Raw genomic sequence first — 13,562 nt, 5'->3', positions numbered from 1 at the left:
AACTTTGTCTCTGATTTCCATCAAGTTAGATGGTCTGAATATTTTTTCTTGAAAAAAACAAACCTATTTAAAAAATAACTACTTTCGCATGCCTTGTAATGATGTGATTTACAAAGGCCTAAGTTGTGTTCGAAACATACGAAACTTTGATTCATGGCCTTTTGGAAAAAGGCTTTGGCTCCGTAGACCATTGGCTGAGTTCTGAAGAGTTGGTAGGTCTCCGAAAATCGTTACTTCTGCGTTATAATGATGATCTTTTTCACTCTGCAGGTATTGGTAACAAGGATAATCTTCAGATGATCAAAAAAATAAGAAATGACCACATCTATTGGTTAGATGCTGCCATAGCAAATCCGTGTGAAAAAGAGTTTCTTCAAAAAGTTCAGGGTTTTGTGAATCATTTGAACCAAACTTGTTTTGCCGGTATTCACAACTTTGAATTTCAATATGCCGTTTATGAAAAAGGATCTTTTTACAAAAAGCATGTAGATCGATTTATGAATGATAATAAGCGACAGTTTTCATTAGTGTTTTATCTATCTGAAGCATGGAACCCCGGTGATGGCGGCGAATTATTGTTATATTCCGATGATATGACAACCACAATTCAACCCATTCCAGGACGTATGGTGTTTTTCCGGAGCGACCTTCCACATGAGGTAGTAACCAGTAATATCCAGCGCTTAAGTTTAACAGGATGGATGAAATCAATCTAATCGCCTGAAAGTCCATTTACAGTAATTCAAGCTCTACTTTTAATTCCCTTCCTTAAGGGCCTTTTTTGCTGACTCGAATTCGTCTTTGCCTATTTCCCCTCTGGCATAGCGCCGTTTTAAAATCTCCAATGGCGTTTCTTTATTTGGTTTCATAAAGTAAACAACTACAAAAAATATAATAAACCCAATAATTACAATCGCCCCAATGAGCCACCACCAAAAATGCATACCTCCGAAATGATGATTATACTGATACATTACAATGTGTTTTAAATGGTATTAATTATTTCGAATTTTTCATACTTCCCGAATGCATCATGTTCATCGTTGACTGCATACAATCCTGGCTTATCATATGATTATCATGCATCATTTGCATCATTCTGGACATCGTATTCTCATCGTTCAACATATTCATCATCACCGAATCCATCATATCCCTATTATTCATCATGTTTTGCATTTGCGTATTCATCATATGTCTCATCATCATAGGATGCCCTTGCATCATGTTCATAGCGTGATCATTGGTTTGCACACTTTCCATAAAATCCATCATATAATCATGATTGTTTCCTATGGTATTAAAGATTTCCTCCCTTGTTTTCTCATTTTCGAGAAGCCTGTTTGCATTAGTATTTTGATTGCAACTAACAAAAAGAAATAAGCCTATCATTGATAAAATTGTTAGAAATGTTTTCATAATATTCTAGTTTTATACATTAGACATCAATTTGTTGACCTTTGAAGCTAAGGGTTATCAAACTCATACAAAATGATATTGATCAGTTAGAGCCATGGCAATAAGCTTTTAAACGAAACTTTCTTACTGTTTTAATAATATGTATTTGTTTTATAGAAAATTTAAAGGCTTTTTTTACAAAATATATTGACTTTTAGTATCTTAGAGACATTAAGTTCAGATTGAAACTGCTATTTTTTCATTATCTACTTAGAAATTATATAGTGTTTTTTAACTGGACCCGGATTAAAAAATCATTTATGAACAAACTAAAGTCGGCTACAAAACACTTATATCTATTGGGTCTTTTACTTTTAATGGTATTCCTGCAATATTGTAAATCCAAACAAACAGCCTCTACGACGTTTGAGGCGAAAACCTTCGAAAATCCTGTAACCTATAACAAGGATATTTCTCCAATAATGGAACAAAAGTGTACACCCTGTCATTATCCCGAGCGCGGGAAAAAAAAGTTGCTAGACACTTACAGGGCAACAAAAAATAATATTGATGATATTATACATCGGGTACAACTTGCGGCAACTGAAGAAGATTTTATGCCATTTAAAAGTAAAAAAGAACCACTAACCGTAGCGGAAATTCAATTAATGAAAGATTGGGTATCGCAGGGTATGCCAGAATAATTTTTTTATGGAAAACAAAACTACCAATAACTGGCATTTACCAGAAGCCCTAAACACTTTTAAATCGTCTTGGCAACATCATAATTTGTTACTTGAAAATTTATTCTCATAATATATTTACTTGATTAATATTGAAATAAAAAACCAGAAATTATGTACCATAAAAATATCCCGTTTATAGCCCTTGTTCTAATTGTTTTATTTTCCTGTAAAGAAGAAAAACAAGACTATGTTTTTTCACTTAGTGGCCAATTATTAAATCCTTCACCGGATGGTGTTGTTCTATTACAAGCTACAAACCTATCACAAAAGCAGTTTGATGCCGTAGATACACTCAAATTAAACCCTGATGGAAGTTTTTACGAGACCTATAATCTACAACCGCATTATTATAATTTACGGATCAATGACTCAACAAATGTGGCTTTTTTAGCTGACTCACTCCAAGACATCAAAATTTTGCCTAGAGAGACGAAAGGCTATGATATCGCCGGTTCGCCTGACACAAGATTATTTGAAGAATATGAAGCATTTCGATCTCAGGTTCTTCAAACCAAAGTTTACCCTTTGCGTGGACAATTATATCAATTACTAGGGAAAAAGAACCCTGAAGATGCGGAAAAGATCGCCGAGATCGGCAAACGTGTTGAGCAGGCTGAAGCTGCCTATCGAGACACCTTAATTAATGCCGTGAAGCCTCTTGGAACTTCCTTAGCTATTTATCCTACCACCGTGCGTTGGAATGGTGATACCAACCTAAAATTCTACGATTCATTAGCTACACAGTTTTCTAAAGTGCATTCTGGATTGGAAATAACGCAGCGTATTCTGGAAAAAGTTAAAGTCATGAAACAAATAAGCCTTGGGGGCAAAGTGCCTAATATTGTGGCTCCGGATACTTCAGGTGTTGAAAATTCATTATATCAAAATCTGGGCAAGTATACCTTGATCGATTTCTGGGGAAGCTGGTGTGGTCCGTGTCGCTCTGAAGCCGGGCAATTGGTGTCTCTTTTTGACCAATACAAACCGGAGGGATTCAATATTTTTGCATTTGCTGTGGAACGTGATAAGACCCGTTGGGAAAATGCCATTAAACAAGATCAACGTACCTGGATAAATGTTTCTACTCAGGATTGGTATTCAAATGATATTTGTGCTAATTATGATATCACCGCCTTACCCAAAAACTTTTTAGTAGATGCCAATGGTATCATCATTGCCAAAGATCTTCATGGCAAGGAACTGGCTGAAAAACTTGCTGAGTTGTTTTCATCACCATAAAATTAACCTGTAGTTCTTTTTAAAAAGTACCTGAAATACTCTGGTAATTGCTCTGATTTTATTATCTTAGAGAGTGACTAACGCCATTTGACATACGCCTGTAATTTGATTAAATACAGCTGTAAATATGGGGCTTTACAATACATATATATTACCCAAGGTTATTGACTGGGCTTGTAAACAAAAACCCAATAAACGTCAAAGGGAAAAAGTAGTGCCTTTAGCCTTTGGAAATGTCTTGGAAATTGGTATTGGATCCGGTTTAAATTTACCCTTTTATGATACTGGCAAAGTCAAGCATCTTCTGGGGATAGACACATCCCAAGAAATCTGGGATATTCATAGAAGTGATACTAAGACTTTAAATTTCAGTTTCGATTTTATTAAGGCTTCCGCCGAAAATATTCCGGAAGATAATGATACTTTCGATTCTGTTGTCATTACTTACACTTTATGTTCTATTTCAGATCTTAGCAAAACGTTTGAGGAGATCCGGCGTGTTTTAAAACCCGGTGGCACTTTGATTTTTTGCGAACATGGTAAAGCACCCGACGCCAATATTGCTAAATGGCAAAATAGATTAGATCCTGTTTGGAGTCGCCTGGGAGGTGGGTGTCATTTGAATAGAGAAATACCAAAAATCATTAGCGAGAATGGTTTTAAACTTGATATTCTAAACGAAATGTACATTCCGGGTTGGAAGCCGGCAAGCTATAATTATTGGGGCACAGGCAAACAAATTTAAGAATTGAATAAATAATGACACACACCTATAAAATACAAGGAATGACCTGCTACGGTTGTCGAAATCATGTTGAAAATGTGCTTTCTAAAATTGACGGCGTAACCGAAGTAAACGTTGACTTGGTGCGGGCTGAGGCCGAGATAAGCATGGTAAATCATATTCCGCTGGAAACTTTTCAGGAAGAATTAAAAAAAGACGGCGGTACCTATGGTATCTATAGTCAGGAAGATATGCACGCCAAACATGAAACTAAAAAACCTAAAAAAGGAAAGGGCAAAGGTGTCTTTTATTGCCCCATGCATTGTGAGGGTGACAAAACATATGATCAGCCAGGAGAATGTCCGATTTGCGGCATGGCACTTGTCGAAGAACAAACTGTAAATTTACAGTCATCCCAAGAATGGACCTGCCCCATGCATCCTGAAATAATAAAAGATGCGCCCGGAGACTGTCCAATTTGTGGTATGGATCTGGTACCAAAAGAGGCAGATATTTCTGCCGAGGAGAAAAACTACAAAATACTGCTCAAAAAATTTGAAATTGCTGCCGCTTTCACCTTGCCGATTTTCCTTATAGCTATGAGCGATATGCTAGACCCAAATCCTTTGATGAACATAATGAAGCAAGGCCATTGGAATTGGGTTCAGTTTGGATTATCTCTGCCCGTAGTTTTTTATGCAACCTGGATGTTTTTCGAGAGAGCCTATAAAAGTATCGTAACCTGGAACCTCAATATGTTCACTCTTATTGGTATTGGTTCGGGAGTAGCCTGGCTTTTAAGTGTGTTTGGGTTGATTTTTCCCGATATTTTCCCTGTTCAATTCAAAACATCTTCAGGAGCAGTACATGTTTATTTTGAGGCAGCTACAGTTATATTAACTTTAGTATTGCTTGGGCAATTACTCGAAGCCAAAGCTCATAGCAAAACAAATTCAGCAGTAAAAGCCTTATTGCAATTAGCACCAAATAAGGCTATTAAGGTTGAAAATGGGGAAGATATCGAAGTTCCCATAAGTAGTATTGAAATTAATGACATTCTAAAAGTTAAACCCGGGGAAAGAATTCCTGTGGATGGTGTGGTAACCAATGGGAATACCTCTGTAGATGAATCTATGATTACCGGTGAACCAATGCCTGTGAGTAAATCTGAGGGTGATAAGGTCAGTAGCGGTACAATTAACGGCAATCAGACCTTTTTAATGAAAGCAAAAAAGGTTGGCCAGGACACCCTCCTCTCTCAAATTATCCAAATGGTTAACGCCGCCAGCCGAAGTCGCGCCCCGATTCAAAAATTAGCCGATAAAGTTTCCAGTTATTTTGTTCCGATAGTTGTCATCATTGCAGTCATTACATTCATCATTTGGGCGATCTGGGGTCCTGAACCTGTTTATGTTTTCGCTTTTGTTAATGCCATTGCTGTATTAATCATTGCTTGCCCTTGTGCCTTAGGTCTTGCGACCCCTATGTCTGTTATGGTTGGTGTTGGCAAGGGCGCACAAAACGGTGTATTAATCAAGAATGCTGATGCCCTTGAAAAAATGAAAAAGGTTGATACACTAATTATTGATAAAACAGGTACCATTACAGAGGGAAATCCAACGGTAGAAAAAATAGATAAATTTGACGTGAGTACAAACGATTCTGAGATTCTTCAATATATGGCCTCGGTAAGTAGTAGCAGTGAGCATTCTCTGGCCGAAGCGATTCTAAATCATACAAAAGAGAAGGGTGTAACCATTTTAAAATGTGAGGCTTTTAGTGCCATTGCCGGAAAAGGTGTTACCGCTATAATTCAAAATAAAAAAGTGGCTTTCGGAAATTCAAAAATGATGCAATATGCTGAGGCGAAAATCACACCCGACATGGAACAAATCACGCAAACCTATCAAAAGCAAGGTAAAACAATTTCTTATTTAGCGGTTGATAAAAAAGTTGTAGGATTCGCCGTTATTACCGATAAAATCAAACCCACCAGTGCTAAAGCCATTAAAGCACTTCAAGATCATGGAATTGCCGTGATCATGCTTACAGGTGATAATCAAGAAACTGCAAAAGCCGTCGCTTCAGAATTAAATCTCTCTGATTTTAAAGCACAAATGCTACCTGAAAATAAATTACACGAAGTTGAAAGCCTACAGAAGTTAGGAAAGGTAGTTGCCATGGCTGGTGATGGTATTAATGATGCTCCGGCATTAGCAAAAAGCGATGTGGGAATAGCAATGGGAACAGGTACTGATGTCGCTATCGAGAGTGCCATGATTACTTTGGTCAAGGGGGATTTACAGGGTATTGTAAAAGCGCGTAACCTAAGTGAAGCGGTGATGAGAAACATTAAACAGAATTTATTTTTCGCGCTTATTTATAATACCACCGGAGTTCCTATTGCTGCGGGACTTTTATTTCCATTTTTCGGTATTTTATTATCACCAATGATCGCTGCTTTAGCCATGAGCTTTAGTTCGGTATCGGTTATTGCCAATGCTTTACGACTGAAACGAATAAAGATTTAATTTTCATTTCAGGTTTGTTTTACCGCGACTGGGAATTTGCAGCTATCGTGAGTCAGGATAATATCAGCGGTGGCACTTCATCTATTGCCCTGGCAGAAGCCTTCAAGCAAAAGGACCACATGCTACCAACAATTCTGGTTAATAGTTTATGACACGCTGTAGGATCATATCCGGAATTTTTTGTAATTTATTGGCTATGAATGATTTTTTTCGTTGTCTAAATTTTAATTTTGATGAAATCCCTTTTAATAATTATAGTATTATTGCTCATGAGTAAAAACACGTTCTCCCAAATCCGTTGTAACCTCGAAATATTTGATTTAGAAAGCCTATCGCGTGACATTATTTTTTCAGATACCACTCATTTTGAAGCACCCAATTGGAGTCCTGATGGCAAATTTTTAATTTTTAATAGTGACGGCCGTTTATTTCGGTTCGACCTTATATCAAAAACAAAAGAGCATATTCCTACCGGACATTTGAAAACTTTAAATAACGATCACGGATTTTCACCCGATGGTACGCAAATCGCAATAAGTGCCTATGACCCTCCTGAAGACGCAGAGCTCCCTAAAGAAAACTGGCTTACCTCAAAAATATACACTATTCCCGTCACTGGGGGTGAACCTAAACTGATCACGAAAAAAGCCCCATCTTTTTGGCACGGTTGGTCACCTGATGGAAACACTTTAGTATTTACAGGGAGAAGGAATAATGATTTCAATATATACGCCATTGATGTTCAGGGTAATAAGGAAACCGAACTTACTAATGCTTCCGGTTTGGATGATGGCCCTGAATATTCTCCCAATGGAAAGTATATTTATTATAATTCTATGAAATCAGGTAAAATGGAATTATGGCGTATGAAAGCTGATGGTTCAACTAAAGAACAATTAACGAATGATACGTATTCGAATTGGTTTCCACATCCTTCTCCCGACGGGATATATTTGATTTATATTGCCTATCTCGAGGATCAGGGTGCTGATCATCCGGCAATGAAAAATGTCGCTTTAAGGCTTTTCAATTTAAATAATCAAACTGTAAAAACAATTTGTGAGTTTATAGGTGGGCAAGGTACAATCAATGTGTCCTCATGGTCTCCAGATGGCAAAAGGTTTGCATTTGTGTCTTATGAATATTTGTAAACCTAAAATATTAGACAAAAAAAAACTGCCTTTAAAAGGCAGTTTTAAATTATATTTTTGAGTTTAGTTAGCTACTTTTACGCTTTCTTGGCTCTTCATTTTTTCCAATAGTTCAAGCTCTTTTTGGATCTCAGCGCTGCGCTTACTATATCTATTAACTTTTTCATCAATAATACGTTGCCGTTCAGCACGTTGCTCCATGCGTAACGCTTCCTCTTTTTGACGCTTTTTACCTTCTTTTCGCTGATTTAACTTTTCTAATAGTACAGAGCCATAAGCATAACCATACATGCTTAAAAAAAGTAGCGCTATAATTCCTAAGATAACAAAACCATTTTCCATAGTTAAAGGGGGATTTAATTCGTTAATTTTTTCAGATTATAAATATTTAATCATTAAAATTTGGATAAAAATAATGAAAGTCTACTTTCATTAAGAATAAAAAAGGTGAATTACTTAAAAAAAAGTTATAACGTAAAAAGCTCCCATTTTTTTAACAAATGGAAGCTTTCAATTATAATTTAGGTCGTTATACTAAATCATTACTTGCCACTCAGGTATTTGTTGTACTCCCAAATTTCATCCCATGAGTTTTTCAACATATTTTGTTCTGTTCTCAGAAAACGTTGCCATTCATTTTCGCCAATGGTTTCGTTGAATGTTTTTCTAAATGTTCCTGGTTCATCCATTTCCGACCAATTTTTTAAAAAACCAACTGAAGCGATATGTCTCCCCAAATCTCCCTGACGAAATTCGTTATAATACAATCCCCAAGGATTATCACCTTCCATCGCTTTTATGGTCTTACTCACCATAGTAAAGAATGGTTTGATCAGAAAATCCATTTCATCATTTACCTCAGCATAACGAACCATTACTATAGGATAGACATTGATATCTACATCATCCATATTAGATAATTCAGCGTCTAATCGCCAATATTCTATCGTATGAAACTTTTTAATATACGGCATTACATTGTCGCGCCAGTCTTTATCATGGGCATCGCCGGAAGGTCTGGAATCTAAATCTTTAAAAGTAAGCGGTCCCATCATCCAGATCATATTTCCTGCATTTGGTCCTGTAGAAATAGTAAATACTGAGGCATTAAAAGCGCCTTCATTATGAAATTTAATATTGTGCTTACGCAAATTCTCACCAAGCAACGCAAGTTTTGTGTTATCCGGTGTAACCATCAGAGATTCATGCATGACATAACTCGTTGAATCGTCCTGAGCATTTAAATTAGTACTCAAAATAGCGAGTACAAAAAAAGCCTGAAAAAAAATTGAATTTTTGATCATAATTAAAAAGTTTGGTTAGTAATCGCGTTGTATAACCATTACACAACGTAACGCTAAAAGAAGTATAAAGGGAGTTTTTAATTACAAACCGACATCATGAGGACTGTGTCAGTTGAAAGATCAAAATTTGAAGCTATTAAATATACAAATTTCTTCCTAATAGCTTCTAATTCAGTAATTAAAATTTATAACTTTAGTAGTTTTAAGGCGAAGTAGTTTGTAGGTTTTTAGACTGCCAATTTAAAATACCACCTTCTAGATTGTAAATTTTGGTAAAACCTGCATTCTTAAAATCAGCTACACTTTTGCCACTACGGTTACCTGAGCGACAATAAATAAAAACAGGCTGTAGGGTGTCTAATATTTTTAAAGAAGTCTGAAAATTATCATTAAAATAATCGATGTTCTTTGCGTTAGGAATATGACCTGAATCGTATTCATCAGGCGTTCTGACATCAATCAGCTGAACGTTTTTTCCAGTTATGGCTTCAGAGAAGGCTTCAGGACTAAGATCTTTGACTTCCTCCTGCGCCGTTCCATTATTACAACTGAATAGGGTTACGGTTAGTAGTAATGAAAGAATAATGTTGAAAAAATGCCTCATTCTTAGTTTACTTGTAGCTTACAAGATCACCAGACCATTGCAAGATACCACCATCCAGATTATAGGTTTTTTTGAAACCTAATTCTTCCATAATGGAACAAGCTTGTCCACTTCTGTTTCCAGAACGGCAATACACGTAATAACTTTTACTTTTATCTAATTGTTCCAAAGCGCTGATAAATTCCTGACCCTTGTAAATGTCTAAATGAATAGCATTTTCAATAACGCCATCTTCTACTTCATCCATCGTTCTTACGTCCAAAACCACGGCGTTCTTATCTTTTTTTAACTGTTCAACCCACTCGTCTTGAGATAAATCTTTCATAACATTAAAATTTGTAACTAAACAAAATTAGTTAATATAACGGTGAAAAGCGAAAAAAAATTCTAAAGTTTTCAACCGACAATTGCGATATTAACTTTTAGATTTAATTGTACATCCTATGGCCTTGGTTTCAGTTAAAGTAACCGTTTTCTGATTTAAAAGCGCATCTACCGCATCTTCAGCATATTTGGTGGTCACTAGGTCGGCTGACTTGTAGTTGTCGTCGATTGCCCCAATATAACGTACAATATTTCCTTCAGAAGTTTTCTCTAGAATAAATACATGTGGTGTTTTTGTTGCACCATACTTTGGGTAAACCGTTTGGGATTTATCAATTAAATAAGGAAATGTAAAGCCTTTTTCTTTAGCGCGCTGTTTCATCGCCTCTAAATTGTCTCCCGGTTTTATATCCGTATCATTCGGTTGTATAGCAATTACAGGATATCCTTTTGAAGCGTATTTTTTATTTAGCGCTTCTATGCGGTCTTCATAAAGTTGCGCGTAAGGACACGTATTACAGGTAAAAATAACAATGAACCCTTTGGCAGATTTGAAATCGGCCAGAGAAACCATTTCTCCATCAATGTTTTTAAGGGAAAAATCGGCAGCTTTATCGCCGATGCTATACCCATCCGAGGGTGGAGTTATAAATGTAAAAGCACTAGCACATAAAAAAAGAAGCGTTAACAAACTCGTTTGCATAAAAGTTTTCATATCATTTATTTTTTAGTTTAAGAACAATTTTAATTGATTTTCCAAAGATTCATAGGTAAACGATTGCTCATAAAAAGCACGCTTATCATTATTGTAAATAAGGGTTGCCGGCAACGAACCGGACCATTCTGGACTCACTTCAGGAATCCATGAATTCATATCTGGATCATCCAAAGCGACTACTTCCGATTTTAAATTATGTTCAACAATAAATGGTTTCAGTTTTTTGTCGTACAAATGCGGGAAATCCAAGCTAACCAATAATACCTTCACCTTTTTATCCTTATAGTTACTGGTCAAGGTCTCAAAATGCGGTAATTCTTTCACACAAGGTGCACACCAAGTAGCCCAAAAATTCACAACATAAGTGGTATCATTCTGCTTTTTCAACAACGGCTTTAAGCCTTCAAAATTGAATACATTTAAAGCAATATCGACTGTTTCCGACTCAGCTGCAGTAATTTTAGTTTCTGAAACATTAGGATTCTTCGCTTCATTATTTTGGTCTTTACAACTCGATATGACCAAACTTAAAATAAATAGTAACTTTAACTTCATAGCTTTAAAAATAAGCATAGTGTTTCAGCTTTGTTAGAGGTTTAACAAAGTTTTAAATAAAAATTGAATTATTCTTTTGTGTAATTGTTATTTCATTTCTATATTTGGCTTCAGAAATTAAGAAAATGAAAAAATCTTTAAATACAGCCTGGTGGTGGTGCTTTACTAACTAAAGTTCGTGAAGGAAACCCTGGTATATTTAAAAAATGAAATATAGAAAAAGGCTTGTCATTCACGACAAGCCTTTTTTATTTATTTTGAATTGTGATCAATTAAAATATAAAATGAAAACATTTAAACTTTACACCCATCACAAAAAAATACTAACCGATACCATCACGCCGGTAACGGTATATTACAAAATTCGGGATAAATACCCTAACAGTATTCTTTTGGAAAGCGGTGATTATCATAGAAATCATAAAAACTACTCGTACATCTGTTGCAATCCTATTGCATCCATAAAAGTAGAAAATGAGGTGATTACTGAAACCTTTCCCGATGGAAGCTCCGCTTCTTTGAATATTACAGAAGATGTTAATGTTGTTGATGAGATCTATAAATTCACGCAACGCTTTGAAACGGCTACGGAAGATAATTTTAAGTTTATTCACAATGGCATTTTTGGGTATACGGCTTATGATGCTGTACGTTATTTCGAGGATATAGAAATTGGTTCAAAACCAAATTCCGTGAAAATTCCCGACATCTATTACGCCGTTTACAAGAATATTATTGCTATCAATCATTTTAAGAACGAAGCGTATATTTTCGCCCATTGCTACGAAGATCAGGAGAACAATATCGATGCGATAGACACCCTGATTAACGTTCAGAATTTTGCGGAATATCCATTCAATGCCAAGGATGATATTGAATCCAATCTTAGTGATGACGAATTTAAAGACCAAGTAGAACTAGCTCGTAAGCACTGTCACCGTGGTGATGTATTTCAGCTGGTATTATCCCGCCGTTTCTCCCAAAAGTTCACCGGTGATGATTTCAACGTGTATCGTGCTTTGCGAAGTATCAACCCCTCGCCTTACCTTTTTTATTTTGATTATGGCGACTTTAAAATTTTTGGTAGCTCGCCGGAGGCACAGCTTATCGTAAGCGATGGTATGGCAGAGATTCACCCCATTGCCGGAACCTTTAAACGTACCGGAGATGACCATCAGGATGCTATTTTAGCTGAAAAATTAATGAAGGATGATAAAGAAAATGCCGAACATGTGATGCTTGTTGATCTGGCGCGAAACGATCTGAGCAGGCACGGAAATGGCGTAAGTGTTGAAACATACCGAGAAGTTCAATTCTTCTCACACGTGATCCACTTGGTGAGCAAAGTAATTGGCAAAAAACACGAGAGCACCTCAACCATGCAAGTAGTTGCCGACACCTTCCCCGCCGGAACCTTAAGTGGCGCTCCAAAACACCGGGCTATGCAGCTCATCGAAGCCTATGAAAAAACGAGTCGCGGCTATTATGGTGGCGCTATTGGTTTTATGGATTTCGACGGTAATTTTAATCATGCTATTATGATCAGAACTTTTTTAAGTAAAGATCATAAGCTTAATTGGCAAGCAGGAGCCGGTATGGTTTCTAAATCTGATGCGGAAAGCGAATTACAAGAAGTATATAACAAATTAGGTGCGCTAACAAAAGCGATAACCTTAGCTGAAGATATTTAAAATGAAAAAAGTTTTAGTAATTGATAATTACGACAGTTTTACCTACAATTTGGTACACTATCTTGAAGACCTTGATTGTGATGTAACCGTAATGCGAAACGACAAATTAACCTTGGACGACGTAAAACCCTTTGATAAAATTTTACTGTCTCCAGGTCCGGGAATTCCTGATGAAGCGGGATTATTAAAAGCCATCATTAAAACCTATGCTCCTTCCAAAAGTATTTTAGGCGTGTGCCTGGGACAACAGGCTATTGGAGAGGTCTTCGGTGGTTCTATTACGAATCTGGACAACGTGTATCACGGCGTTGCTACCAAAGTGACTATTGCGGTTGATGACGAACCTATTTTTAAGGGCTTGAATAAAACCATTGAAGTAGGACGCTACCATTCATGGGTGGTTGATCCGAATTTACCTGAGAGTTTGGAAGCTACCTCATTTGACGAGAATGGTCAGGTTATGTCGCTACGCCATAAAACCTACGACGTGAAAGGTGTGCAATACCACCCGGAATCGGTTTTAACACCCCAGGGAAAACAGATCCTTGAAAACTGGATAAAGAATTAAAAAAGCCAT

At 36.6% G+C, this 13,562-nt stretch carries 17 protein-coding genes; 9 read left to right on the top strand and 8 right to left on the bottom strand.

What is annotated here, in order from left to right:
* Window positions 1–125: 125 nt before the first annotated feature.
* Window positions 126–716: a 2OG-Fe(II) oxygenase gene (locus V8G61_RS06705; protein WP_394874743.1), complete on the top strand. Its 591-nt coding sequence runs from the start codon at window positions 126–128 to the stop codon at window positions 714–716.
* A gap of 39 nt (window positions 717–755) precedes the next feature.
* On the opposite strand, the gene V8G61_RS06700 is transcribed toward V8G61_RS06705, so the two are convergent.
* The gene (locus V8G61_RS06700; protein WP_394874742.1) at window positions 756–974 is read right to left on the bottom strand and encodes an SHOCT domain-containing protein; all 219 of its coding nucleotides are present in this window, start codon (window positions 972–974) and stop codon (window positions 756–758) included.
* Between the two features lie 25 nt (window positions 975–999).
* Window positions 1,000–1,419 (bottom strand): hypothetical protein, encoded by a 420-nt coding sequence (locus tag V8G61_RS06695; RefSeq protein ID WP_394874741.1) that lies wholly within the window; start codon window positions 1,417–1,419, stop codon window positions 1,000–1,002.
* Window positions 1,420–1,718: 299 nt separating this feature from the next.
* On the opposite strand from V8G61_RS06695, the gene V8G61_RS06690 reads away from it, so the two are divergent.
* The 6 genes from V8G61_RS06690 to V8G61_RS06665 all read left to right on the top strand — a co-directional run bounded on the left by V8G61_RS06690 (window position 1,719) and on the right by V8G61_RS06665 (window position 7,789).
* Window positions 1,719–2,102, top strand: coding sequence for a hypothetical protein (locus V8G61_RS06690; protein ID WP_394874740.1), 384 nt, complete (start codon window positions 1,719–1,721; stop codon window positions 2,100–2,102).
* A 153-nt stretch (window positions 2,103–2,255) separates the two neighbouring features.
* Entirely contained in the window at window positions 2,256–3,383 is a 1,128-nt protein-coding gene (locus V8G61_RS06685; protein WP_394874739.1) for a TlpA family protein disulfide reductase, read from the top strand.
* 127 nt (window positions 3,384–3,510) lie between these two features.
* Complete coding sequence (locus V8G61_RS06680; RefSeq protein WP_394874738.1) at window positions 3,511–4,128, top strand: class I SAM-dependent methyltransferase; 618 nt, start codon at window positions 3,511–3,513, stop codon at window positions 4,126–4,128.
* 14 nt (window positions 4,129–4,142) lie between these two features.
* Entirely contained in the window at window positions 4,143–6,638 is a 2,496-nt protein-coding gene (locus tag V8G61_RS06675; RefSeq protein ID WP_394874736.1) for a heavy metal translocating P-type ATPase, read from the top strand.
* 14 nt (window positions 6,639–6,652) lie between these two features.
* Window positions 6,653–6,790, top strand: coding sequence for a hypothetical protein (locus tag V8G61_RS06670; protein WP_394874735.1), 138 nt, complete (start codon window positions 6,653–6,655; stop codon window positions 6,788–6,790).
* 81 nt (window positions 6,791–6,871) lie between these two features.
* Complete coding sequence (locus V8G61_RS06665; protein WP_394874733.1) at window positions 6,872–7,789, top strand: DUF5050 domain-containing protein; 918 nt, start codon at window positions 6,872–6,874, stop codon at window positions 7,787–7,789.
* Window positions 7,790–7,852: 63 nt separating this feature from the next.
* On the opposite strand, the gene V8G61_RS06660 is transcribed toward V8G61_RS06665, so the two are convergent.
* The 6 genes from V8G61_RS06660 to V8G61_RS06635 form a co-directional block, all read right to left on the bottom strand.
* Complete coding sequence (locus V8G61_RS06660) at window positions 7,853–8,131, bottom strand: hypothetical protein (protein ID WP_394874732.1); 279 nt, start codon at window positions 8,129–8,131, stop codon at window positions 7,853–7,855.
* 200 nt (window positions 8,132–8,331) lie between these two features.
* Window positions 8,332–9,093 carry a hypothetical protein gene (locus V8G61_RS06655; protein WP_394874731.1) on the bottom strand — a complete coding sequence of 254 codons (762 nt, stop codon included), beginning with the start codon at window positions 9,091–9,093 and terminating at the stop codon, window positions 8,332–8,334.
* A gap of 202 nt (window positions 9,094–9,295) precedes the next feature.
* Window positions 9,296–9,697, bottom strand: a complete 402-nt coding sequence (locus tag V8G61_RS06650; RefSeq protein ID WP_394874730.1) for a rhodanese-like domain-containing protein — start codon at window positions 9,695–9,697, stop codon at window positions 9,296–9,298.
* Window positions 9,698–9,704: 7 nt separating this feature from the next.
* Window positions 9,705–10,022: a rhodanese-like domain-containing protein gene (locus V8G61_RS06645; protein WP_394874729.1), complete on the bottom strand. Its 318-nt coding sequence runs from the start codon at window positions 10,020–10,022 to the stop codon at window positions 9,705–9,707.
* Between the two features lie 90 nt (window positions 10,023–10,112).
* Window positions 10,113–10,736 (bottom strand): thioredoxin family protein, encoded by a 624-nt coding sequence (locus tag V8G61_RS06640; protein WP_394874728.1) that lies wholly within the window; start codon window positions 10,734–10,736, stop codon window positions 10,113–10,115.
* A 12-nt stretch (window positions 10,737–10,748) separates the two neighbouring features.
* Window positions 10,749–11,294, bottom strand: a complete 546-nt coding sequence (locus V8G61_RS06635) for a redoxin domain-containing protein (protein ID WP_394874727.1) — start codon at window positions 11,292–11,294, stop codon at window positions 10,749–10,751.
* Between the two features lie 284 nt (window positions 11,295–11,578).
* On the opposite strand from V8G61_RS06635, the gene V8G61_RS06630 reads away from it, so the two are divergent.
* Both V8G61_RS06630 and V8G61_RS06625 read left to right on the top strand, forming a co-directional pair.
* A complete protein-coding gene (locus V8G61_RS06630; RefSeq protein WP_394874726.1) occupies window positions 11,579–12,985 on the top strand; it encodes an anthranilate synthase component I family protein in 1,407 nt (468 codons plus the stop codon).
* 1 nt (window position 12,986) lies between these two features.
* A complete protein-coding gene (locus tag V8G61_RS06625) occupies window positions 12,987–13,553 on the top strand; it encodes an anthranilate synthase component II (protein ID WP_394874725.1) in 567 nt (188 codons plus the stop codon).
* Window positions 13,554–13,562 lie beyond the last annotated feature (9 nt).

The sequence above is a fragment of the Gaetbulibacter sp. M240 genome, from assembly GCF_043876815.1.
Classification (GTDB): Bacteria; Bacteroidota; Bacteroidia; order Flavobacteriales; family Flavobacteriaceae; genus Gaetbulibacter_A.
Note: the sequence above shows the minus strand (reverse complement) of the source record. Positions and strands in the feature narration are given on the sequence as shown.